This is a genomic window from Pseudomonas sp. SB113 (genome assembly GCF_040754745.1).
In the GTDB taxonomy this organism is placed as follows: Bacteria; Pseudomonadota; Gammaproteobacteria; order Pseudomonadales; family Pseudomonadaceae; genus Aquipseudomonas; species Aquipseudomonas grimontii.
In genome coordinates this window covers 19747-43558 of sequence record NZ_JBFMHW010000027.1, presented here as the reverse complement: position 1 = coordinate 43558, position 23812 = coordinate 19747, and the positions used below count along the sequence as shown (strand labels likewise).

Genomic DNA, 23812 nt, shown 5'->3' with positions numbered 1-23812 from the left:
GGTCTATCAGTCTTTCTGGTCACGCAGGATATTGCCGGAAGCGCCGTCGATGCGCGCTTCATACACGGTGCCGTCGGACTTGCGGCCTTTGACTTCCCAATAGCCGTTGTCGTCAGCTTCCGCCGCGTACACCTCGACGTATCCGGCCTTGGTCTTGGCCACTTCAATGGCCTTTTCGATGGTGATCCAGCCCGCGCCGGGCTTATCGGCCAGGGCGGTGCCCGCACTGAGCAAAGCGGTGGTTGCACACAGGGCGACTAAGGTTTTCTTCAGCATTTTCGTTCTCCATGGTGGGAATGTCCTGAATTTTTAGGTCGCGCCAAACAAGAATAAGTTCCAATTGATGTGCAATCGCCATGATGGCTGTTCTCGCGGTCCGCCTCGGGAGGTTAGAATGTGTGAAATCAGGATGAGTTAATGAGCGAAAAGTCCCTTTCAGAAGCCGAATACGACGCCATCACCGACGCCGCTGCGCATTGGTGCATGCGCATGCACGCAGGTGACTGCACCGCGGCTGAACGTCAGGCTTTTGAGCAATGGCACGATTCCCATCCACTGCACGCCTTTGAATACGCGGCCATGCTGGAAGTCTGGGACGTCGCCGACCACCTGCCCCGCCACGCAACCCCGGCAGTGGTGGTGCCCTTCACGCCTCGCCGCCGGCTACGCACCTACGCGGTAGCGGCAGCGATCTGCCTGGCCGGATTGCCCCTGGCCGCCTTTACCGGCTGGGAAGCCGGCTGGTTGCCGAGTTCCTATGAGCGTTTCCAGGCCGCCAATGGCTTGCGCAAGGTCACCCTGGACGACGGCAGCGAGGTGGAGCTCAACCTGGGCACCGAGCTGGTCTACAGCAACTACAAGGATCAGCGTCGCGTCACGCTGAAAAAGGGCGAGGCGTTCTTCAAGGTCAGCCATGACAGCGCGCATCCATTTATCGTGCACGCAGGCTTAGGACAGGTGCGCGTCACGGGCACCCAGTTCAACGTCTGGAAGTATGAAGACCAGGTGCGAGTGATGTTACTCGAGGGCTCGGTGCAGATTGCCAGTGACCAGGTACACGGCAGCGTGCCCCTGACACCCGGCATGCAGGCCAGCTATCAACAGGGGGATGCCACGCCGCGCGTAGGCACCATCACCGCCAATGACACCGCCCTGGCCTGGCGCCAAGGCAAACTGGTGCTCGACAACCTGGCCCTGACCGATGCGTTGCCGTTGATCAACCGCTACCTGAAAAAACCGGTGATGCTGGCGGACGCCAATACCGGGACGATTCGTATCGGCGGCATCTACAACATCACCGAGGTCAATAACCTCATCCCGTCCCTGCCTAAGGTTTTGCCGGTCTATCTGACCCAGAACCAGGATGGCAACCCCGTACTCAATTCCATCCCGCGTAAATCCCCCAAAGGCTAAGCCTGAGCCGCAAGCCCGGGCATCGTTGCGCCTGAAGTGTCCATTTTTGAAACACTCGACGCCCCTGGATCGCCCGTGTTGTGCGGATTCATCGTTTTGTCATACGCAGTGTTACAGCGCTGATACAGCTGGGTGAATCGTTTGTGGTACGGCCGTGGGTGCGTGCCTGGACGGTAGGTGTCTCAGGGATGAAACAGCACTGACATCACTTTGCCCACGAATAACTCCAACCCATTGAATAACAACAGTAAATAAAAAGCGGCACGGCTTCTGCTCTATCCCTTACAGCGCTGTTTAGGGTCAGCGCGACGAATAAGGAATGCCGCCGTGGTCACACTCACTCAAGGTTCAATGAACGTACTGCTGATCAGCTGTGTACTCAGCGTCGGCATCAGTGTTCCAAGCTTTGCAGGTGACGGCGTGATCGTGACAGGCCGTGACGTACAGGCTCACATGTACGGCCGCGCCGCCTTCGGTAAAGACCCCTACCCCACCACCGCCAACGCCAATCCCAGCCGAGACATCATCGGTGCCACTGGCGAGCTCAGCGATATGGATATCGGCGGCATCAGCAGCGGCTCAAGCATCGTCAGCGCGATTCAGACTAACGGCACCTTGACCGGCCTGCACGCCACACAAAACAGCATGTCCACCCTGGGGGCCGGCTCTGCCGCCGGCCACGGTGCGGGCAGCAGCATGGGCGGGCAGATCAGCGACTCGATCCAGCGTGGCATGGCGCCGTTGAACAACATCGGCAGCATGATGGGGGGCAAGTAATGAATCGTTCCCTGCTCATCCTCGCCCTGTTGGCCAGCGCCCCGGCATTCGCCGACGATACTGCGGTGATCAACAACAGCGGCAAACAATACCAAGGTGTCGTGTCGATCAACCAGGCGGCCGGCAACCAGCAACAAATGTCCAACAGCCGCGCCATCGCGCTCGGTGGCCAGGCCACCAACGTCAACATCCAGCGCCTCGATGGCAGTGTCGACCCGTCCTTGAACGCCAAGGCGGCGATCCAGGGCAGCTCTTTTACCAATGGCAACGGTGTACTGGGCATCAACCAGTCGGCCGGGGCCAATAACCAAACAATCAATGCCGTGCGGATCAGCATCAACCCTGGCCCGCAAAGCATCGATGACAGCGTCCTGTTGCAACAGAACACGACGACGCTGGCAACCGACTCAGGGCTCACCCCCACCACTGGCAGCCGCCTTGTCGTTACAAGCGACCAGGCCTTCACAGGCAGCCGAGGAGTGATTCAGGTGAACCAGAGTGCCGGGGTGGGGAACCGAGTGGCTAACACCCTGGGCATCACTATCAAGTAAACGCTTGGTAGCACTCGTTAGACCGTACCAACACTTAACCAACTAATTAGAAGCAAGGAGAAACACCATGAAACCTCAAATGGCTCTGAAACCACTGGTTTTCGCTCTGGCTGCACTCATGGCTGCTGCTGCTCAAGCAAATGGTGGTGGCTGGCACCCTGCGCCTCAACCCACCGGCGTGGTTGCCTCGGTCGTGACCGATGTACAAAACAGCGTCGGCAACAAGTTCGACGACACCAAAACCGAAAACAATGCCTCTGCCGATAACTCGGTAAACGGCAACAGCGGTAACACCGGTGTTAACGTTCAGTCGGGCAGCGGTAACCAGGCAGACAACTCCGGCGCCATCTCCAGTGCCAAAGGTGACTTTGCAACCGTCTTCGCGGTCGTCGATGTCAATCAAAACAGCGCGATGAACAACTTCGTCAACAAAGGCACCCAGAACAACGCTTCTGCGGATAACGCCCTTAACGGTAACTCCGGTAACCTGGGCTACAACGGCCAGGCCGGTCAAGGCAACCAAGGTAAAAACAACCTGGCAATCACCACCGCTGATGGCAAAAACATCGCTGCGGCCGCCAACACCGAGCAAAACTCGCTCGCCAACAGCTACCTGAACACTGCCGCTACCAGCTACGGCTATGGCCATGGCAGCAAAGCCCAATACGTGTCCAACAACTCCAGCCTCGACAACTCGGTTAACCGCAACTCCGGCAACGTGGGTGTGAACCTGCAATCCGGCTCGGGCAACCAAGGCAGCAACAGCCTGTCGATCGGTCAAGGTTGCACCGTCTGCGCCAGCGGCGTGCGCTTCTGATCCAACGGGGCCTTGGCAACAAGGCCCTTTTTTATTCCAGTGTCCAGCAGGTCACACGATCATGCGCCTCGCGACCCTCACCCTCCTGATGCTGCTCACCGGCCCCACATGGGCAGGCACCATGGCGATCTCCGCCATGCCTGGCGGTGCAGTGATCTACAAGAAGGTCGAGAGTATTCGTGAACGCCGGTTCGCCAACCTGGTGGAACAGAAAACCGATTTCAGCTGCGGTGCTGCGGCACTCGCCACCATTCTGCGCCAGGGTTATTGGCTGGACGTAGACGAAGCTCACGTCATCAAAGGCATGCTGGTCAATGCAGACCAGGACCTGGTACGTACCCAGGGGTTTTCCATGCTGGACATGAAGCGCTACCTCGAAAGCATCGGCATGCGTGCCCGGGGCTACAAGATCGGACCAGAAACCCTGGTGACCGTGAAGATCCCTGTGGTGGTGCTGCTGGAAATTCGTGGCTACAAGCACTTCGTGGTGATGCAGCGCGCCGACAAGGACTGGGTCTATATCGGCGACCCGGTACTGGGCCACAAGCGCTATTCGCGTGACGACTTCCTCAAGGGCTGGAATGGCATCGTCTTCGCCGTACTGGGTGAAGGTTACGACAAGGCCAATGCCTTGCTCGACCCGCCCACGCCGCTGACCGCCAAGAACAAGCTGAATGAGTTCAGGCCCGTAGGCGATGCCGAGCTGATGGATTTCGGTTTTATCCAGAGCGACTTCTTCTAAGAAGCGCAATAAGGGGGCAGGACGCTCCAGGAGCAGAAGATGAACACTTCCCGTTGGCTGACGGTCATGTGTCTCGCAGCCTCAATGCCCGCTTATGCTTCGTCGGGGTTCAAACCCATCGAACTCAAGGATTCGGAAATGGCCGACCTGCGCGGCCGTTACGTGATGCCGGGGCGAATTATCAGCTTCGGCATTGTCATGAGCAGCACCTGGACCAACGCCGTGGGTGACAGCATCACCGGCAAGGCCAGCATGCAGATCGACTCGTCGACCATTACCCCGCAGTTCTACGTACAAACCACTGGCTCGACCGGCAACGGCACGAACCCGAACACCGGCACCGGTACGGTAACCGGCGGCGCCGGCCTGGGCAGCGGCCAGGGGGTGACACAAAGCGTGCGCACCGCCGGCGACGGCAACACGGCCTACAACAATGTGGGCATCACCGTCGAGAACGGCTTTGCGCCCTCCAACATCGTGCAATCGGGGCAAGCGCTGGTCGCCGGCGGTACGGTGACCGGTGACAGCGCAGCAGGCCGCGTGAGCGTGTCGGCCAACAACGGCGGCTTGCAGATGGCGATCCAGGCCAACCACAACCAAGGCAACAGCCTGCAGCAGATCGGTGGGGGGAATGTGCTGCAAGGCACGGTTCTGACCGGCAACACTAACTTCGTCAATAACATGACCCAGCTCAACGTCGTGATGAACAATAACGGTTTGAATAACGGTGCGTTGAACTGCAATCTGGATCAACTCAAGGCCCTACGCACTCTTGGTTATTGAACTACGCTGACCGTCGACACTTACGCATTAGAAAAGGACGGCTTATTTCATGCATCGATCGTTATCGCTCCGTGCTGTGATTTGTTTAAGTACGCTCTTGCCCGCATCCGTTCTGTATGCAGCGCCAGATAGCGACATCGAAACCCTCAAACAGGAACTCCTGGAACTCAAGCAGCGGTACGAAGTGCAGCAAAAAGCGCTGGCCGTGTTGGAGCAGCGCGTGCGTCAGGTCGAAGATCAACCGGCCACCCCGGCCCCCAAACGTCTGGCCAAGTCCCCGGCAGACTTTCAAAAAGCCAACGGCACCACCGTCGCAGGCACGGGTGCGGCGGCAGCATCCGGTGGCGCAGGAGGGGGTGGCGGCAGTTCCTACGGCCAGTCCCTCAAGGACGACTCTGCCCCGGCGCAAAGCGTTAGTAACCTCTATAACGAAGCCAGCGGCTTTTTCGGCAACGGCAAGTTCAGCTTCGAAACCGGCGTGACCTATGCCCGCTACGACGCCCGTCAGTTGACCCTCAACGGGTTCCTGGCGCTGGACTCGATTTTCCTCGGCAATATCAACCTGGACCGGATCAAGTCCGATAACTGGACCCTGGACCTGACCGGGCGCTACAACCTCGATAACCGTTGGCAGTTCGACGTGAACGTGCCGGTGGTGTACCGCGAGTCGACTTACCAGTCTGCCGGTGCCGGCAACAACGGCACCGCGACGTCGGAACAGTCGGTCACCCGCGACCCGACCATTGGCGACGTCAACTTCGGCGTGGCCTACAAGTTCCTCGACGAAACCCCTACCCTGCCGGATGCGGTGGTGTCGGTGCGGGTCAAGGCGCCTACGGGTAAAGAGCCGTTTGGTATCAAGCTGATCAATACACCCGGCAACGACAACCTGTACGTGCCGGAAAGCCTGCCAACGGGCAATGGCGTGTGGTCGGTCACACCGGGCATTTCCCTGGTCAAGACCTTCGACCCAGCCGTGTTGTTTGGCTCGCTGTCCTACACCCATAACTTCGAAGAATCGTTTGACGACATCAGCAGTGACGTCAACCAGAAGGTCGGCGGCAAGGTCAGCCTGGGCGACAGCTTCCAGTTCGGCGTCGGCGTGGCCTTCGCTCTCAACGAGAAGATGAGTATGTCGTTCTCGGTGTCCGACCTGGTACAGCGCAAGAGCAGGCTCAAGCCCAACGGTGGCGACTGGCAATCGGTGGTCTCCAGCGATGCCAACGCCGGTTATTTCAACGTGGGCATGACCATTGCCGCGTCGGATAACCTGACGATCGTGCCGAACCTGGCAATCGGCATGACGGATGATGCGCCGGACTTTACGTTCAGCCTGAAATTCCCGTATTACTTCTGATTGACTTAACGCCACATCCACAAGGAAAAGCCCCGCAACGATAAGGGTCGTTGCGGGGCTTTTCGGTTTACCCGCCCTAGCGGATCTGGTGTTTGTGCAGCAACCGGTAGAACGTCGGCCGGGAAATCCCCAGCACACGCGCCGCGACACTCAGGTTGTCGCTGTGCCGGTTGAGCACATCGCACAGTGCCTGTCGCTCAGCACGGTGCTTGTAGTCTTCCAGTGTAGCCATGGGTGGCGAAATTGCCTGCTCGCCCACCAAGCCCAGGTCGGCGGCTTCGATCTGGCGCCCCTCGGCAAGCACCAGGCCGCGGCGCACGCGGTTGGCCAGTTCACGCACATTGCCCGGCCAGGGGTGTTGCCCCATGGCCACCAAGGCGTCGTCGCTGAAGCTGCGGGGGCGGCGGCCGGTTTCCTGGCTGTAGAAGCGTGAAAAGTGATTGGCCAGCATCGCCACATCGCCATGGCGCTCGCGCAAGGGCGCAGTGACCACCTGCAGCACATTGAGCCGGTAATACAAGTCTTCACGAAAAGCGCCCTTGGCGACGGCAGCTTCAAGGTCGACGTGAGTGGCCGCCAACACCCGCACGTCCACCGGAATCGGCTGGCTGCCGCCGACCCGCTCGACCTGCTTTTCCTGGAGAAACCGCAGCAGGTTGGCTTGCAGTTCCATGGGTAAATCGCCGATTTCATCAAGGAACAGGGTGCCGCCATGGGCCGCTTCGATGCGCCCGATCTTGCGCTGGTGGGCACCAGTAAACGCGCCCTTCTCATGGCCGAACAGTTCGGATTGGATCAGGTGTTCGGGAATCGCTCCGCAGTTGATCGCGACAAACGGCTTGGCATGGCGCTGGGATTGGCGGTGCAGGGTCTTGGCCACCAGCTCCTTACCCGTGCCGCTGTCGCCACGGATCAACACCGGGGACTCGGTGGGCGCCAGCTTGGACAACAATTTGCGCAATTCTCGAATCGGTCGGCTGTCGCCGAGCAACTCATGCTCGGGCTCATCGACCGGGGTGTGCCCCTTGCCGCGCAGGCGCGCCATACCGAACGCGCGGCCCAGAGTGACCTGGACCCGAGACACGTCGAAAGGCAAGGTATGAAAGTCGAAAAACCACTCGCAGACAAAATCACCGACATTTTGCAAACGCAGTACATCCTGGCTGAGCACGGCAATCCATTCGGTGCCGCTGCGGCCAATCAGCTCCTTGACCGCTTCCGGACGCTCCAGATGGTAGGGCTGTAGCCGCAGCAAACCGACGTCACAGGATCGGTCACCTACCGCCTCCAAGGCACAGCTGTCTACCTCCCAGCCCGCCGTGCGCAAACCGGGCAATAAGCCATGGCAGTCGTCACAGGGGTCTACCACGAGTAAGCGGCGCTGCACGGGTGTAACAACCATGACTATTCCTTGGCGTCAAAATTGTTAAAGTTATTTAGAAACAATGTGTTGTGACGACCAGGGCTAACACTAGCAAGATCTTGACGCGGGCCTTGTACCATTTCGCTATAAGTGCGGGCAAAAAGCCACCAAGCAATGTATGGAGCGAAAAAGTTGCGCAGCGCCAACACGCTCATTCAGCTTTCAAAACAGTCGCTTACATGACGTCAATCAGGAAAAGTTGAAATTTGTTGCTCTAACATGTGACCCGTACCCCGTCATCGCGCATCAGTACAAGTAACCCGCCGCACGGTCAGCCCAACCGCCGGTACTCACTTGAATGGGCATTTAGAGAGAGACCCACATGAACGCCCCGCTCCGCATCAACGAAGCTCTTTTGATCGCAGACCGTGCTTTCCAGCCCTTTCAGTGCGTAGCCTGGCACGATGGCAATGGCGCCCTGAGCCTGAGCGTCATCGACCGCACCAACAACCGTATCGGCAGCAAACAACTGTCGTCGAACACCTATAGCGACCCGGCGCAATTGGAAGACTTGCTGTTGCAGGCCCGCGCCGAACTCGACAAAGATGGCTACCAGTTGCAGTCCTGGGCCATGCCTAAGTAAGTCGCGACACTAACTTCCGATCACTGCCAAACAGTGATCGGAAGTTGCGCAAGCAACTTAGGACGCTTATCGCGCTGCGAGAATAAACCGCTCGATTGCTTCGGCAGCGCCGTCCTCGACATTGCTGCCGGTAACGACACTGGCCTGGCGCTTGACGGCTTCTTCCGCCTGCCCCATGGCAATCGACAACCCCGCCACCTGAAACATCGCCGGATCATTCCCTCCATCACCAATGGCCGCCGCCTGTTCCAGCGGCACCCCAAGGTGCGCCGCCAGGGTCTTCAACGCCTCGCCCTTGTTGGCCAACATGGCCGTCACATCCAGATAAATCGGCTGCGAACGCGACACCTGGGCCAAGCCCTGTACCGTGGGCTGCAATTGCGCTTCCAACGCCACCAGCAATTGGGTGTTGTTGCTCGCAGCGACGATCTTGTCGACACGATCCAGGTAGGGCTCGAAACTCTCCACCACCACCGGCCCATACCCAAGGCCATGGGTTTCGCGCGGTTCCACCGGCCCTGGCGGGCCGCGGCGCAGCCAGTCACCGTCGGCAAACACCCACACTTCCACATCCGGCTCAGCCGAGAACAGCGCCAAGGTCACCAGCGCCGCCTCTGCCGGCAGGTGGTGGGCAACCAGGATGCTGCCATCCGGGTTGATCAAGGTGCCGCCGTTGAAGCCCGCCACCGGCACATCGATCCCGAATGTCTCGATCAGATGCAGCATGGCCTTGGGCGGTCGCCCGCTGGCCAGGCTGAAAAACACCCCGGCCTCACGCAGGGCGATCACCGCATCGGCGGTGCGTTGGCTGAGACTGTGATCCGGATGCAGCAACGTGCCATCCACGTCGCTGAGGATAAAACGGATGGGATGAATCGCTGCATCACTCATCCGAGCGAGTGCCAGGTGCGGCCATCACGCGCCAGCAACACATCAGCCGCCGCCGGCCCGTCTTCACCGGCCTTATAGGTCTGGATCCCGTCGTCTTCCTTCCACGCATCGAGGAACGGTTGCACCGCACGCCAGCCGTTCTCGATGTTGTCGGCGCGCTGGAACAAGGTCTGGTCGCCGGTCATGCAGTCGTAGATCAGGGTTTCGTACCCGGTCGACGGCTGCGTCTCGAAGAAGTCCTTGTAGGCAAAGCCTAACTGGATGTTCGCCATATCGAGGGTCGGCCCGGGCTTTTTCGCCAGCAGGTCGAACCACATGCCTTCATTGGGCTGGATCTGGATCTTCAGGTAAGTGGGCTTGAGCTCATCGACCTCGGTGTCACGGAACTGCGCATAGGGCGCCGGCTTGAAGCAGATCACGATCTCGGTGTCGCGCACGCTCATGCGCTTGCCGGTGCGCAGGTAGAACGGCACGCCGACCCAGCGCCAGTTGTCGATCATCACCTTGAGGGCGACGAAAGTCTCGGTACTGCTGTCGGCAGCGACGTTGGCTTCTTCACGGTAGCCGGGCAGTTGCTTGCCGGCGATTTCGCCGGCGGTGTATTGCCCGCGCACCGAGTTCGCTCGCGCGTCTTCCAGGGACCACGGGCGTACCGCGCCGATCACCTTGGCCTTTTCACCGCGCACCGCATCGGCACCAAAGGCGGCCGGGGGTTCCATGGCCACCATCGCCAGCAACTGGAACAGGTGGTTAGGCACCATGTCGCGCAGGGTGCCGGTTTTTTCGAAGAAATTGCCCCGTGTCTCCACGCCGACGGTTTCGGCGGCGGTGATTTGCACGTGGTCGATGTAATGGTTGTTCCAGAACGCTTCGAACAGCACGTTGGAGAAACGGCTGATGAGGATGTTCTGCACCGTTTCCTTACCCAGGTAATGGTCGATGCGATAGATCTGCTTCTCGCTCATCACCTTGAGCAGGCTGGCGTTCAACGCTTCGGCGGTGGCCAGGTCGGAGCCGAAGGGCTTTTCGATCACCACGCGACGGAAACTGTCATCCGTTTCCGTCAGCAGGCCGGCACTGCCCAGGCGCTGCACCACGTCACTGAAGAAGCGCGGTGCGGTGGCCAGGTAGAACACCGCGTTGCCGGTGCCGCTGTCAGCGATCTTCTTGCCGATGTCGGCGTAAGTGCTGTCGTCGAGGAAGTCGCCCTCGACGTAGCTGATGCCTTTGGCCAGTTGCGCCCACAATGCCGGATCGAGGGCGTTATCCGCATTGCCCTTGACCTTGCTCGCGGCCTCGGTGCGGATAAAGTCCTCGAGCTTCTTGGCGAAGTCGGCATCGCTGATGGCGTTGTGATCAACGCCAACAATGCGCAAGCCATCGCCCAGCAAGCCATCACGACTGAGGTTGTACAGCGCCGGCATGAGCAGACGCTTGACCAGGTCGCCATGGGCGCCAAACAGAAACAGGGTGGTGGGTGGAGCAGGTTCGGCCTTGAGTTTTTTGCCGTTGGCGGTCATTTTTTGGCAGTCTCCACGTGGCCGCCAAAGCCAAAGCGCATGGCAGACAGCATCTTGTCACCGTAGGTGCTCTGCTGGCGCGAGCGGAACCGCGCAAACAACGAAGTGGACAGTACCGGCACCGGCACGGCTTGTTCCATGGCGGCTTCAATGGTCCAGCGGCCTTCGCCACTGTCGGCCACGGAGCCGGAGTAACCGTCCAGCTTAGGGTCGGTGGCCAGGGCGTCGGCGGTCAGGTCGAGCAGCCAGGACGAGACCACGCTGCCACGGCGCCAGACTTCGGCGATATCGGCAACGTTGAGGTCGAAGCGCTGGTCTTCGGGCAGGTTTTCCGAGTTCTTGGTCTTGAGGATGTCAAAACCTTCGGCAAACGCCTGCATCATCCCGTACTCGATGCCGTTGTGGATCATCTTGACGAAATGCCCGGAGCCCGCCGGGCCGGCGTGGATGTAGCCCTGCTCGGCACGCTTGTCCGCCGAAGCGGAACGGTCCTTGGTGCGCGGGATGTTACCCAGGCCCGGTGCCAGGCTGGCGAAGATCGGGTCGAGGCGCTGCACGGTCTCTGTGTCGCCGCCGATCATCATGCAGTAGCCACGTTCCAGGCCCCAGACGCCGCCGGAGGTACCGACGTCGACATAGTGCAGGCCCTTTTGCGCCAGGGCCTTGCCGCGACGCACGTCATCCTTATAGTTGGTGTTGCCGCCGTCGATGATCACGTCACCGTCTTCCAGCAGCTCACTGAGTTCATTGATGGTGTTTTCGGTGGGATCGCCTGCCGGCAACATCACCCAGACAGCCCGCGGTTTCTGCAGCCCGGCCACCAGGGCCTTCAGGTCGGCAACCCCGGTGGCGCCCTCTTCGCTCAAACCTTTGACAAATGCTTCGTTACGGTCGTAAACAACGGTGGCATGCCCATTGAGCATCAGGCGCCGCGCAATATTCCCGCCCATGCGGCCTAGTCCGATAATCCCCAGTTGCATGTGCTGATGCTCCCAACTACTAAATAAATGTGTGACATAGTTTATAGCGCAATGAGGCTAATGAGGGTTAGTCAGAGGCCGATCCAGGTAGTTTCATGACAAAAAATTTGCCATCATTTCACCATCACCGCAGCGAAAGTCACACGACCACCAAAAATAAAAAAGTTCCCTTGCCGTGAAAAAGAATTCAGAATTGCTCTGACTGTTGCCGAGAACCTCGACTCAAGCGTTCTGGCACACCGCGACATACCGGCTATTTGCGAGGTAAGCAATGAGCACAGCACAGATGATGACCCGTCCTCCACAGACCCTCTACGTCACGCTCCGTCGTGATGAGTTGCGCCAGTTGAAAGACGAACGCGATCAGTTGCAGCAGGAGGTCATGCGCCTGCGTGCTCATATCGTTCAAGCCCAACTGGACCAGCCTTCCGGCGCACAGCCTGCGCTCTGCTGAGCCTGTCATCGGTTTGTAAGGCAAAGGCTACAAAAAACTCACAAAGTTTTCACACGCCCCTCCCGATACTCCCGCCCCCAAGGGCCATCCCATGCAAAGGTGGCCCATGTTGCGTGCAGCACTGCGCGTCGACTGACAAATTACCGGGTTGGAGCGCTGGATGGCGATGTTCGAACGCAGCACTAAGTCTGCGAAAGGCTTTGATTGGGCCGGTCTTGGCTGGCTATTCGTGTTTTTCTGGTACTTCTCCGGCATTACCCAACTGCTGATCCAACTCAGCGGCACTTCCGGCTTCAGTGGTTTTCGCCAAGCCTTCTTCATGAGCGCGATATGGCTCGCGCCGCTGCTGCTATTCCCCCGCCGTACGCGCTTGCTGGCCGCCCTGATCGGCGTGGTGCTGTGGGCGTGTTCCATGGCCAGCCTGGGTTACTTCTTCATCTACCAGCAGGAATTTTCCCAAAGCGTCATCTTCATCATGTTCGAGTCGAACATCTCTGAAGCCGGCGAGTACGCCACCCAATACTTCGCCTGGTGGATCGTGCTGGCGTTCATTGCCCACACCGCCGTGGCTATTTTCCTGTGGACCCGGGTACGCCCGGTGTATTTGCCGCGCGGCCAGGCCTTGCTGGCGGCAACAACGATCCTGGTGGCCATCATCGGCTACCCGCTGGTCAAGCAGATCGCCCGCAGCGATACCCTGGACGACGCCATCGACCGCTTCGAATCGCGCATCGAACCGGCCGTGCCATGGCAGATGATCGTTGCCTACCGCCGCTACACCGAGCAGCTGGACAACATGCAAGGCATGCTCGACAGCGCCAATCAGATCCCACCCTTGACCAACCTCAAGGACACCATGGCCGGCCAGCCTTCGACCCTGGTGCTGGTGATCGGTGAGTCGACCAACCGTCAGCGCATGAGCCTCTATGGCTACCCGCGCAACACCACGCCGGAGCTGGACAAGCTGCGCGACCAACTGGCGGTGTTCGACAATGTCATCACCCCGCGCCCCTACACCATCGAAGCCCTGCAACAGGTACTGACGTTCGCCGACGAGGAGAACCCCGATCTCTACCTCAAGACACCGTCGATTGTCAGCGTGATGAAACAGGCCGGGTACAAGACCTACTGGATCACCAACCAGCAGACCATGACCAAGCGCAACACCATGCTCACGACCTTTTCCGAACAGGCCGACGCGCAGGTGTACCTGAACAACAACCGCAACCAGAACGCGCGCCAATACGACGGCGATGTGCTGGAGCCGTTCTCCAAGGCCCTGGCCGATCCGGCCGAGCGCAAGTTCATCGTGGTGCACCTGCTCGGCACCCACATGAGCTACCAGTACCGCTACCCGCCGACCTTCGATAAATTCACCGATCGCCAGGGCGTGCCTGCCGGTATCAGCGACGATCAGCTGCCCCTCTACAACAGCTATGACAATGCGGTGCTGTACAACGATTTCGTGGTGTCGAGCCTGATCAAGGATTACGCCAAGACCGATCCCAACGGCTTCCTGCTGTACCTGTCGGACCACGGCGAAGACGTATTCGATTCCGCCGGCCACGCCACCCTGGGGCGCAACGAAGGCAAGCCGACGGCGCCGATGTACACCATTCCGTTCATGGCCTATGCCTCGCCGAAGTGGCGTGAAACCCACGACTGGAAATTTGCCGGCGACTTGCAACGCCCATACAGCAGCTCGCAATTGATCCACACCTGGGCCGACCTGGCGGGGCTCAGTTTCAATGAGCTGGACCGCAGCAAAAGCGTCGTGAGCGACAACTTCACGCCGCGCCCGCTGATGATCGGCAACCCCTACCTGCGCCCGCAAAAGGCCTTGATTGACTTCAGCTTGATCAAGCCAAAAAAGGTTAATCCGGCCGATGTGGTCCTTCAGGAAAAATAAGGTTTGTAACAGAAAGATAACAATCATTCTCGTTTAAACCTAAAGTTCCCTCGCTCCTTTCGTCTTTGAGCCAAGGCCTTCCCGTTCCGGGGTGGCCGCAAAGACGACAAGGAGTCTTCCGCGATGCTCGCGCCTTTTACCCGCTCCATGACCCTCACACTCGGCCTGTGCAGCGCCGCGTTGAGCCCGCACCTGCTGGCTGAAACCGACCCCGAACACACTCCGTTCGAACTCGGCGCGACCAACATCTCCGCCGAAGGCCTGGGTGCCACCACCGAACACACCGGGGCCTACACCACGGGCTCGATGAGCACCGCCACCCGCCTGAACCTGTCGGTCAAGGAAACCCCACAATCGATCTCGGTGATCACTCGCCAGCAGATGGATGATTTCAATCTCAATACATTGACCGACGTGCTGCGCCAGACCACCGGGATCAACGTCCAGCATAACGATTCCGACCGTGTGTCCTATTCCTCCCGTGGCTACGGCATCACCAATTTCCAGATTGACGGGATGCTCAATACCTTCGGCTACATGAAGTCCGACGCCGATACCATCATCTATGACCACATCGAGGTGGTACGCGGCGCCACGGGCTTGACCACCGGCGCCGGCGATCCCTCGGCCACGATCAATATGGTGCGCAAGCGCCCGACGGCCCAATGGCAGGCGAAAACCGGCGTCAGTGCCGGCAGCCATGACAATTACTACAGCTACGTGGACGTGGGCGGCCCATTGGCATTCGACGGCAAGCTGCGCGGGCGCACGGTGCTGGCTTACCGTGACAGCCAATCGTTCCGCGACAACTACGGCCTGCAGCGGGCGGTCGGCTACGGCATTCTGGAAGGCGATCTTTCAGACGACACCGTGCTGGCTGTAGGTTTCGATTACCAGGACAAGCAGGTCCAAGGCACCTCTTGGGGCACCGTGCCGTACTGGAACAGCCAGGGCGGCAAGGCCGGGTTGTCGCGCTCCACCAATATGGCGGCGCACTGGAGTTCCTGGCCGCTGACGGACAAGACCACCTTCGCGACCCTCGACCATCGGCTCGGCGGCGACTGGCACGTGAAGGCCGCCTACACCCATCGCCAGAGCGACACGGATGGCAAGGTGTACTACGGCGGCGCGGGCTTCCCCAACGATGATCGCAGCGGCATGACTGCCTGGGCGAGCCATATGGGTGGCACCTCCAGGATGGAAGCGGTCGACCTCAACCTCGCCGGCAGCTATGCGTTGCTGGGCCGCGAACATGCACTGATGATGGGCTACGGCGAGGCCACGCAGCGGGACGTCTCCCCCGTGATGCGCAGCAACATACCTGCCGGCTACTACACCATCGACGATTGGAAATACATGGGCGGGATCGCCAAGTTCGGCGACACCGTCACCGACCTCAAGGGCGAACACAGCAGCAAGCAACAAAAGGCCGGCTACCTGGCCACGCGACTGAGCCTCACCGACCGCTTGCACGCGGTGCTGGGCAGCCGCTATGGCAGTTGGGAGCTGAAAAGCGCGGCGCCCCAATACGATGCCAACGACCAGCTTACCGCCGCCGGCAAAACCAGCCAGACCCACAATGATATGTGGACGCCCTACGCCGGCCTGCTCTACGACCTGACGCCGGAGTACACCGTCTACGCGAGCTACACCGACATCTTCAAGCCACAAAGCCTCAAGGATGCCAGCAAGAAGTACCTTGAGCCCGTGGTGGGCAGCAACTATGAGGTCGGCCTCAAGGGGAGCCTGCTGGACGAGCGCTTGAACCTGGCGGCGGCGTATTTCTGGAGCACCCAGGACAACGTCGCAGAGCGGGACGACTCGGTAGCGCCGAACCCGACCACCGGCGAGGAGTACTACAAGTCCGGCGGCAAAGGTAACAAGGTCAACGGTTTCGAATTGGAAGCTGCCGGGGAAATCATGCCCGATTGGAACCTGACGGCCGGCTACACCTACACCCATTCGGTGAACGGTTCGGGTAAACGCAACAACACCGGGCAGCCGCTGAACCTGCTGAAGGTGTCCAGCGCCTTCCGGTTGCCGGGTGCGTGGCGCAACCTCACCGTCGGCGGCGCGGTGAACTGGCAGAGCGACATTTACGATTGGAGCGATCGACCCACAGGGGCCCGCGTCGGCAACACGCGGGTGACCGAACGGGCGAAGATCACGCAACAGGCGTATACCGTGGTCAACCTGATGTCCCGCTATCAATTCGACGAGCACGTCTCAGCGTCGCTTAACGTCAATAATCTATTTGATAAAAAGTATTACGAGCGCGTCGGCTTTTATAACGGCGTGTATTGGGGCGACCCACGCGCCATTACGCTGGCCGTGGACTGGAAGCTTTAAAGGCGTCTACCCGAAGTTAACAAAATCGTTAACTTCGGATGTTTCTCGCGTTAATTCCCACTTAATAAGATCGCACCAGAATCGCCCCCATGAATCTGATCAAGGACAGAGCAGATAACCGATCACACTTAATGAGAATACCCCGATGAAACTCTCGACTTTGATGCTTGCCAGCCTGATGACCCTGAGCTCCGCCGCCGCGTTTGCAGAAGGTGGCGCGGAGCGCTCGAAGGAGTTCTACAACAACTTTACCTTCATGCAGCAGAAGCTTCACGGCACGGCTGAACAAACAGCGCTCGCCGACGGCAAGACACCGAAGACCAACACTACCGAACAGGAACAACCCAAGAGTTAATTTAATCTTTAGTTAATCCGCAATACCCTGGGCCATTCCGCTCGATTGGCAGAGGTTTATTGGGCGCCCTTTAATGGCGCCCTTTTTTTCGCCCGCTATTTATTAAAGCGGCTTGTTCCAGAACAACATGCGTCCATGGGCGGGATCAAACTTCGAATCATCAAAACCAAACTTGCGATACGCCGACTGGGCGACGGCATTGCCCTCAAGCACTTCCAGGGTGATCTTGCAGCAACCACGCTGACGGGCAATCTCCTCGACCTTCAGCAGCATTTTCTGGCTCAGCCCCAAGCCGCGAAACGCATGCATCACCACCACGTCGTGAACGTTGACCAAGGGTCGGCAGGCAAAGGTGGAAAACCCTTCAAAGCAATTCACCAGACCCGCCGGCTCACCGCCGACAAACGCCAGCACACTGAAGGCATGGGCGCGCTTGGCCAACTCGGCCGGCAGTTGCTCGAGCAGATCGGCGGACAGGCTATGGCCGCCGCCCATCGGGTCTTCAGCGTAATGGTTAAGCACGCGGCCAATGGCTTGGGCATGTACGGGATTGGTGTAGCTGGCTTGCAGCACCAGGATATCTGGGGTGTCCATTTCCGTCCTCGATCACGACTACAAGGGAACCTGTTCCCTTTGAGGGGCACGATTGTAAGCGTGTAGTCAGCACCAGATGAAGGAGATTAACTACAAATGTGCGCAAGAAAACGCGAAAGCTATGGCGCTGAAAAAAACGCAAATTGTCAATTACGAGCTTTTTTTCGTACAGGCCTCAGCCGAAACGCTGCAGCTGCATTTCTTGCAACCGACTCAGGGTGCGACGGAAAGGAAACTCCAGGTAGCCGTCGGTATACAGGCGCTCCAGCGGCACCTGGGCCTCGATAAACAACGGCACCTTGCGGTCGTAGCACTCGTCCACCAGGGCGATGAACCGACGCACACTGTCGTCGTGCACCGACAGCTGCGGCAGTTCGCGATCACCGGCCACCACCCGCTCGGCCCCGTCCTCGGTGCCGCGGGCGATCCGGCCCGGACGCTTTTGCGCACTCAGGTTGGGCACCTCGCCCAGCAGGATCACCTTGAAACGATCGCACAGCAGCATGAAATCCATAGCCGCCAGAGGTTGTTCGCACAGGTCGGCATAACGGCACCAAAGCACGGTTTCACTGGCCTGCACGGAAACAATGGAGCGATGGCCAACGGTGACCGGGCCACGACTCACCGCTTGCCCTTCGGCCAATTGTGCGAACACGTTCGCCAGCGCCTCGGGCTGGTTCACCCAATAGCGCTGCAGGCCAATACCGGGATGCAAGCGATGGTCCTCACCACCGTCTACCGCCACCACTTGCATATGCTGCTCAATCGCCGCAATGCCCGGCAGGAAGCGCTCCCGATTGAAACCATCGGCATACAGCTGGGCCGGCGGTTGATTGGAGGTGCAGACCATCACCACACCTTCCTCGAACATGACCTGGAACAGCCGGCCGAGGATGATCGCGTCACCGATGTCATTGACAAACAATTCGTCGAAACACAGCACGCGTACGTCCCGGCTCAGCTCCCGGGCCAGCGCCTGCAACGGGTCATGGGTGCCGGTGAGCTGGAACAGACGCTGATGCACCCACCCCATGAAGTGATGAAAATGCTGACGCCGTGCGGGCACCCGCAGGCTTTGGTAGAACTGATCCATCAACCAGGTCTTGCCACGGCCCACCGGCCCCCACAGGTAAACACCCGTCACGGGCGGACGGCCTTGATGCAAGGCTGAATGACAGGCTTGCAGGGCATCCACCGCCCGGCGCTGGGCGTCGTCGGCAACGAAGCCCTGCTGGGCGATGGCGTGTTGGTAAGCAGCGAGGGGCGAGTCGAAAGTCATGCCCGCGATTATGACCTACAGGGAGATGTCCAACCGTGAAATCTTGCCCTGCGCGTTCAGGCGAAAGGTGTAGCGCAACTCCAGCGGGCTGCCGGGAAAGTTGCCGGAGACCACATTGCTGACCAGCACCTTGCCGGTTCGGTGCTGCACATTGAGCACTTCAACCCGCGGCTGGTAACGGCGCCCGGTGTCTTCCATCCAGCGTGCAATGGCGGCGGTGCCCACCTGGTGCTGGCCTTCATCGAACACATTGGCATCGTCAGCAAAACAATGGGCAATGACCGAGGTGTCGCGGGCATTGGTCGCCGCGATATAGGCGACGATGGCGGGGGCCAATTCAGGCTGGGACATGGCAAAGCTCCTTTTCAGGTGGTTGTAGCACCATGCTAAGCCAGGGGTGTGTCAGTTTTTGTCAGGAGTAAACCGCCCGGTTTCATTCTGTTCCATCAGGTTACGCCAGCCCCGCAACCAGTCACTGCGCCGCCCCGGATAACGTTCACCCTGGGCTTGCGCACTTGCCACACGGTCGGTGCGAAAGGTGCGGTAGGCACCGCGCAACTCACACCAGGCCACAATCACCCGCACCTCGTTCAGAAAACCCAGCGCCAGCGGCCAGATCAGGCGTTGACTCTGGGTCTGGCTGGCATCGGCGTAGTCGATATGCAGCTTGGACTGATTACGAATGGCCTCGCGGAACACATTGAGGGGCACGCGGTTTTCCGGGTAGCCGAACACTGGCGGGCCGGGTAATAGCGTTGGGTTGCGCAAGGCTTCCTGCGCCGCAGGGTCGAGTACATCGGCAATCTTGGCCAGCGCGTTGGCAGCCGCCCGGCTCAACACGTCATCCCCCCGCTGATCCACATAACGCAAGCCCAGCACCACGGCTTCGGTTTCCTCGGCGTTGAGCATCAACGGCGGCAGAAACAGCCCGCTGCGCAGCACATAGCCTACCCCGGCCTCGCCGAAAATCGGCGCGCCCAGGGCGGTCAACTCGGCAATGTCGCGGTACAGCGTGCGCTCGGACACCTCCAACTGCGCCGCCAGCACGGCGGCGGTCACCGGGCGTTTCTTGCCCCGCAGGGCCTGCAACAACGTCAGTAAACGAGTGGTACGTGACACGTTGATCCCACCGAACAAGAAAAAGTGCCGCAGCTTAGCAGAGCCTCCTGTCAGAAAACGTCAACAGCAAAAAAGCTCCCCGACCGAAGCTCAAAGGCAAAAAAAACGGCCTGAACAGGCCGTTTTTTTACCGCAGTGGTTTACTTAAGCAAGGCTCTTGCTCACCACCTCGAACACATCGCTCGACAGCTCACCCGAGCCACGAATGCGCTCCAGCTCCGCCTTCATCAACGCCTGGCGCGCGCTGTCGTATTTACGCCAGCGGGTCAGCGGCGCCAGCTGGCGCGAAGCGATCTGCGGGTTGAAGCCATTCAACTCGATCACCAGATCAGCCAGGAAGCGGTAGCCCGAACCGTCGGCGGCGTGGAAGTTGATCAGGTTCTGCCCGGCAAACGCGCCGATCAGCGCACGCACCTTGTTCGGGTTCTTGAGAGTGAACGCCGGGTGCTCCATCAACGCCTTGACCCGCTCCAGCCCGCCCGGCAATGTGCTGCCCGCCTGCACGCTGAACCACTGGTCCATGACCAACGGGTTGTCCTTGAAGTTCTCGGCAAACACCGCCAATGCCTGGGCCTTCTCCGCTTCGAACGGCGAATTGACCAGCACCGCCAGCGCGGTCAGGCGTTCGGTCATGTTGTCGCTGGTGTCAAACTGTTCGAGGGTGGCCGTCAACACCTCAGGCTTGCCGCTGAGCATCAGGTACGACAGCGCAATATTCTGCAAGGCACGCCGGGCGAAATGCTCGGCCGCAGCGACATAAGGCGTCTGCTTGGACAACTCGCGATTGGCCTGGTAACGCAACCACAGCGGTTCATGCAGGTTGTCAGCCAGTTGCTTGCGCGCAAACTCACGGGCGGCGTGGATCGCATCCACATCCGCCACCTCGCTGATTTCCGTCAGGTAGGCTTCGCCTGGCAGCGAAAGCATTTCGGCGACCATGGCCTGATCCAGGGACTCATCGCTTAACACGGTACGCAAGGCATCAATCAGGCGCTGGTCCAGCTTCAACGGCTGGCCCGCCTGATGCTGAACGATCAGTTCCTGCAACACCTGCACCGACAACTGCTGGCCCGCATCCCAGCGATTGAAACCATCGCTGTCGTGCTGCATAAGGAACATCAACTGATCGCGGTTGTACGGGAAGCTCAGTTTCACCGGCGCCGAGAAACCACGCAGCAGCGACGGCAGCGGCTGTTCGGCGATGTCGACGAAGGTGAAGGTCTGCTCGGCCTCGGTCACCGAGATCACGCGGGACGTGGTGCCCGCCGTCGCTTCACCGGCGAGGCGCAAGGCAATGCCAGCGCCCTGCCCGTCCAGCAGGCCCAGCTCGACCGGGATCACGAACGGCAGCTTTTCAACTTTGTCCGGGGTTTCCGGGCAGCTTTGGCGGAAGGTCAGGCTGTAGGTTTTGGCCGCAGCGTCGTAGGACTCGCTCACTGCCAGGCGTGGGGTGCCGGCCTGGCTGTACCAGCGCTTGAACTGGCTGAGGTCGGCGCCGTTGGCGTCTTCCATGGCCTTGATGAAGTCGTCGCAGGTCACGGCCTGGCCGTCATGGCGTTCGAAGTACAGGTCGCTGCCTTTACGGAAGCCTTCGGCGCCGAGCAAGGTATGGATCATGCCGACCACTTCCGAGCCCTTTTCGTACACGGTCAGGGTGTAGAAGTTGGAGATCTCGATAAAGCTGTCCGGGCGCACCGCGTGGGCCATGGGGCCGGCGTCTTCGGCAAACTGGTGGGTACGCAGGTAAGCCACGTCCTGGATGCGCTTGACCGTGGCCGAGTTCATGTCGGCGGAGAAGCCCGAATCACGGAACACGGTGAAGCCTTCTTTCAGCGACAGCTGGAACCAGTCGCGGCAGGTCACGCGGTTACCCGACCAGTTGTGGAAGTATTCGTGGGCGACGATCGCCTCGACCCGCTGGTGCGCGGCGTCGGTGGCGGTTTCGGCACGGGCCAGCACGGCGCTGGAGTTGAAGATATTGAGGCCCTTGTTCTCCATGGCGCCCATGTTGAAATCGTTGACCGCCACGATCATGAAGATGTCGAGGTCGTACTCGCGACCGTAGGTTTCTTCATCCCAGCGCATGGATTTTTTCAGGCTGGTCATAGCGTGCTGGCACTTGTCGATATTTTCCGGCTCGACGTAGATGCGCAGTGCCACTTCGCGGTTGGTCATGGTGGTGAAGGTGTCTTCGACACACCACAGGTCACCGGCCACCAAGGCGAACAGGTACGCCGGTTTCTTGAACGGGTCTTCCCAGGTCGCCCAGTGGCGGCCGTCTTCGCCAGGACCGCTGGCGATCGGGTTGCCGTTGGAGAGCAGGATCGGATAGCGGTGTTGCTCGGCGATCACCGTGGTGGTGAACGTACTCATCACGTCGGGGCGGTCGAGGTAATAGGTGATCTTGCGAAAGCCCTCGGCCTCGCACTGGGTGCAGAACATACTGCCGGATTTGTACAGGCCTTCCAGGGCGGTGTTGGTTTCCGGGTGGATGCGCACGCTGGTGTCGACCGTGAAGGTCTCGCGGGTCGGGTGCAGGGTCAGGTGGCTGTCCGTCAACTGGTAGTCAGCTTCGGTCAGTTCCTGGTCGCCGAGGTTGACGGTCAGCAACTCCAGCTGCTGGCCGTCGAGCACCAGCGGTGGCAGGCCGGCGCCACGCTCGGGGTTACGGCGCATCACCAGCTGCGCGTGGACCAGGCTGTGGTCCTCGAACAACTCGAAGGTCAGGTGCGTCTCTTCGATCAGGTAGTCCGGCGCCTGATAGTCCTTCAGGTAAATCATCTTCGGTTGTTCGGTGCGCATGGGTGGCATCCTTCTACTGATGCACGGCGAGCTGGTAGGCCGTGTACTTACGAATATTGATAACGCCGGTGTCGAAGATCAGGTATTGGCCCTTGATCCCCAGCAGCGTGCCTTCGGCAATCGGGTTCTTGTCCAGGTTGAAACTGACGATCTTGGCCGGATACTGCTCCACCGGGTAGCGGATTTCCAACGGTTCGATGTCGGTTACCGGTTGGATGGCCTGCAGGCCAAAGCGTTCCTGCAATTGCAGCAGGCCATCGGCACAAGAGGCGAACAACTCGTCGCGCACCTGCTTGAGGTCCACCGCCGCCGCGTCGCCCTTGAGCAGCGCACGCCAATTGGTCTTGTCCGCCACTTGGCTGCGCAGCACATCCTCGACAAAGCCGGACTGCTGGCGGGTAGCCACGCGCATGATCGGCAGCGCCTGGCTGGCGCCCTGGTCCAGCCAACGCGTCGGCAATTGGGTGGCACGGGTAATGCCGACCTTGATCCCCGACGAATTGGCCAGGTACACCACGTGGTCGGTCATGCAGAATGTCTCGCCCCAGCCTGGATCGCGGCAGGTGCCGGCGTCGTAATGGCAACGCTCGGGGCTCATGATGCACAGGTCACACTGGGCCAGTTTGGTCATGCACGGGTAGCAATAGCCCTGGCTGAAGCTGGTCTTGGTCTTGCGGCCGCAATGGCTGCAATGGATGGCGCCGAGGTACTCCAGGCGCACATGGGTGCCGATCAACGGATTGACCGGCACCTCGGTATCACCCAGGCGAAACGCGTATTGAACGGTCGGCTCACCAAGTTGCGCCGACATTTTGCTGACTGCACCGCGACCGATTTCAATCAATGGAGCGCATCCGACTTGAACAGGATGTTCGGCACGGTGGTCGACTTCGACTCGCATTCCTGCGGGCCCATGTAGCCGGTGCGCTGGTCTTCCGGCAGGTTCTGGATCTCCCAGGCGATCATGGCTTGCAGCGACAGCTCACGCTGCTCGGCGGTGAGCTTGCGGCCATCGGACCATTTGCCGATTTCCACCGCGAGCTTGAGGCTCTCGTAGATGTCCGGGGTGATGTTTTCGATCATTTCAGCAAAAGAGGACATTAGGCTCTTCCTT

The 23812-nt window shown here is 59.8% G+C and carries 24 protein-coding genes; 12 read left to right on the top strand and 12 right to left on the bottom strand.

Features of this window, described 5'->3' with window-relative positions; all coding sequences use genetic code 11:
* Positions 1 to 6: 6 nt before the first annotated feature.
* On the bottom strand, positions 7 to 276 hold the full coding sequence (locus AB1462_RS26555; RefSeq protein WP_122681378.1) for a PepSY domain-containing protein: 270 nt from the start codon (positions 274 to 276) through the stop codon (positions 7 to 9).
* Between the two features lie 141 nt (positions 277 to 417).
* Here AB1462_RS26555 and AB1462_RS26550 point away from each other — a divergent pair, with 141 nt between their 5' ends.
* The 7 genes from AB1462_RS26550 (at position 418) to AB1462_RS26520 (ending at position 6440) form a co-directional block, all read left to right on the top strand.
* Positions 418 to 1413 carry a FecR domain-containing protein gene (locus tag AB1462_RS26550; protein ID WP_367248361.1) on the top strand — a complete coding sequence of 332 codons (996 nt, stop codon included), beginning with the start codon at positions 418 to 420 and terminating at the stop codon, positions 1411 to 1413.
* A gap of 327 nt (positions 1414 to 1740) precedes the next feature.
* Positions 1741 to 2190 carry a hypothetical protein gene (locus AB1462_RS26545; RefSeq protein WP_090405234.1) on the top strand — a complete coding sequence of 150 codons (450 nt, stop codon included), beginning with the start codon at positions 1741 to 1743 and terminating at the stop codon, positions 2188 to 2190.
* A complete protein-coding gene (locus AB1462_RS26540) occupies positions 2190 to 2741 on the top strand; it encodes an adhesin (RefSeq protein ID WP_367248359.1) in 552 nt (183 codons plus the stop codon). Before AB1462_RS26545 ends, AB1462_RS26540 begins: the two co-directional genes overlap by 1 nt.
* Positions 2742 to 2808: 67 nt before the next feature.
* Complete coding sequence (locus AB1462_RS26535; protein WP_259193821.1) at positions 2809 to 3558, top strand: hypothetical protein; 750 nt, start codon at positions 2809 to 2811, stop codon at positions 3556 to 3558.
* Between the two features lie 61 nt (positions 3559 to 3619).
* On the top strand, positions 3620 to 4300 hold the full coding sequence (locus tag AB1462_RS26530; protein WP_090405242.1) for a C39 family peptidase: 681 nt from the start codon (positions 3620 to 3622) through the stop codon (positions 4298 to 4300).
* A gap of 39 nt (positions 4301 to 4339) precedes the next feature.
* Entirely contained in the window at positions 4340 to 5083 is a 744-nt protein-coding gene (locus AB1462_RS26525) for a hypothetical protein (protein WP_090405245.1), read from the top strand.
* 49 nt (positions 5084 to 5132) lie between these two features.
* Positions 5133 to 6440, top strand: a complete 1308-nt coding sequence (locus AB1462_RS26520) for a hypothetical protein (protein ID WP_090405247.1) — start codon at positions 5133 to 5135, stop codon at positions 6438 to 6440.
* Positions 6441 to 6516: 76 nt separating this feature from the next.
* On the opposite strand, the gene AB1462_RS26515 is transcribed toward AB1462_RS26520, so the two are convergent.
* Complete coding sequence (locus AB1462_RS26515; protein WP_090405250.1) at positions 6517 to 7842, bottom strand: sigma-54 dependent transcriptional regulator; 1326 nt, start codon at positions 7840 to 7842, stop codon at positions 6517 to 6519.
* A 343-nt stretch (positions 7843 to 8185) separates the two neighbouring features.
* Between AB1462_RS26515 and AB1462_RS26510 the strand changes: the two genes are divergently transcribed.
* Positions 8186 to 8446 carry a hypothetical protein gene (locus tag AB1462_RS26510; RefSeq protein ID WP_027606452.1) on the top strand — a complete coding sequence of 87 codons (261 nt, stop codon included), beginning with the start codon at positions 8186 to 8188 and terminating at the stop codon, positions 8444 to 8446.
* Positions 8447 to 8512: 66 nt separating this feature from the next.
* Here AB1462_RS26510 and AB1462_RS26505 read toward each other — a convergent pair whose 3' ends face one another.
* The 3 genes from AB1462_RS26505 to gnd are packed head-to-tail and all read right to left on the bottom strand — an operon-like array spanning position 8513 to position 11882.
* Positions 8513 to 9337 (bottom strand): HAD family hydrolase, encoded by an 825-nt coding sequence (locus tag AB1462_RS26505; protein WP_090405253.1) that lies wholly within the window; start codon positions 9335 to 9337, stop codon positions 8513 to 8515.
* Positions 9334 to 10857: a glucose-6-phosphate dehydrogenase gene (gene zwf / locus AB1462_RS26500; RefSeq protein WP_090405256.1), complete on the bottom strand. Its 1524-nt coding sequence runs from the start codon at positions 10855 to 10857 to the stop codon at positions 9334 to 9336. Before zwf ends, AB1462_RS26505 begins: the two co-directional genes overlap by 4 nt.
* Entirely contained in the window at positions 10854 to 11882 is a 1029-nt protein-coding gene (gene gnd, locus AB1462_RS26495; RefSeq protein WP_259193901.1) for a phosphogluconate dehydrogenase (NAD(+)-dependent, decarboxylating), read from the bottom strand. The genes zwf and gnd overlap by 4 nt, the downstream gene beginning before the upstream one ends.
* 244 nt (positions 11883 to 12126) lie before the next feature.
* On the opposite strand from gnd, the gene AB1462_RS26490 reads away from it, so the two are divergent.
* From AB1462_RS26490 to AB1462_RS26475, 4 genes are all read left to right on the top strand, one after another.
* Entirely contained in the window at positions 12127 to 12291 is a 165-nt protein-coding gene (locus tag AB1462_RS26490) for a DUF6026 family protein (RefSeq protein WP_222435747.1), read from the top strand.
* Positions 12292 to 12451: 160 nt separating this feature from the next.
* Positions 12452 to 14200, top strand: coding sequence for a phosphoethanolamine transferase CptA (locus tag AB1462_RS26485; RefSeq protein WP_315338504.1), 1749 nt, complete (start codon positions 12452 to 12454; stop codon positions 14198 to 14200).
* Between the two features lie 123 nt (positions 14201 to 14323).
* Positions 14324 to 16549: a TonB-dependent siderophore receptor gene (locus AB1462_RS26480; protein WP_367248355.1), complete on the top strand. Its 2226-nt coding sequence runs from the start codon at positions 14324 to 14326 to the stop codon at positions 16547 to 16549.
* A 145-nt stretch (positions 16550 to 16694) separates the two neighbouring features.
* Positions 16695 to 16904: a hypothetical protein gene (locus tag AB1462_RS26475; protein WP_090405263.1), complete on the top strand. Its 210-nt coding sequence runs from the start codon at positions 16695 to 16697 to the stop codon at positions 16902 to 16904.
* 102 nt (positions 16905 to 17006) lie between these two features.
* Here the strand turns inward: AB1462_RS26475 and AB1462_RS26470 are convergent, their stop codons facing one another.
* From AB1462_RS26470 to AB1462_RS26440, 7 genes are all read right to left on the bottom strand, one after another.
* A complete protein-coding gene (locus AB1462_RS26470) occupies positions 17007 to 17498 on the bottom strand; it encodes a GNAT family N-acetyltransferase (RefSeq protein WP_090405265.1) in 492 nt (163 codons plus the stop codon).
* Positions 17499 to 17673: 175 nt separating this feature from the next.
* Positions 17674 to 18777 carry a cell division protein ZapE gene (zapE, locus tag AB1462_RS26465; protein ID WP_367248352.1) on the bottom strand — a complete coding sequence of 368 codons (1104 nt, stop codon included), beginning with the start codon at positions 18775 to 18777 and terminating at the stop codon, positions 17674 to 17676.
* Between the two features lie 15 nt (positions 18778 to 18792).
* On the bottom strand, positions 18793 to 19128 hold the full coding sequence (locus tag AB1462_RS26460) for a nuclear transport factor 2 family protein (RefSeq protein ID WP_090405270.1): 336 nt from the start codon (positions 19126 to 19128) through the stop codon (positions 18793 to 18795).
* A gap of 51 nt (positions 19129 to 19179) precedes the next feature.
* Positions 19180 to 19896 carry a helix-turn-helix transcriptional regulator gene (locus AB1462_RS26455; protein ID WP_367248350.1) on the bottom strand — a complete coding sequence of 239 codons (717 nt, stop codon included), beginning with the start codon at positions 19894 to 19896 and terminating at the stop codon, positions 19180 to 19182.
* 144 nt (positions 19897 to 20040) lie between these two features.
* A complete protein-coding gene (pepN, locus tag AB1462_RS26450) occupies positions 20041 to 22698 on the bottom strand; it encodes an aminopeptidase N (RefSeq protein WP_367248348.1) in 2658 nt (885 codons plus the stop codon).
* 13 nt (positions 22699 to 22711) lie between these two features.
* Positions 22712 to 23542: a DUF2797 domain-containing protein gene (locus AB1462_RS26445; protein ID WP_090405276.1), complete on the bottom strand. Its 831-nt coding sequence runs from the start codon at positions 23540 to 23542 to the stop codon at positions 22712 to 22714.
* Positions 23539 to 23799, bottom strand: coding sequence for a YeaC family protein (locus AB1462_RS26440; protein WP_090405280.1), 261 nt, complete (start codon positions 23797 to 23799; stop codon positions 23539 to 23541). The genes AB1462_RS26445 and AB1462_RS26440 overlap by 4 nt, the downstream gene beginning before the upstream one ends.
* Positions 23800 to 23812: the final 13 nt, after the last annotated feature.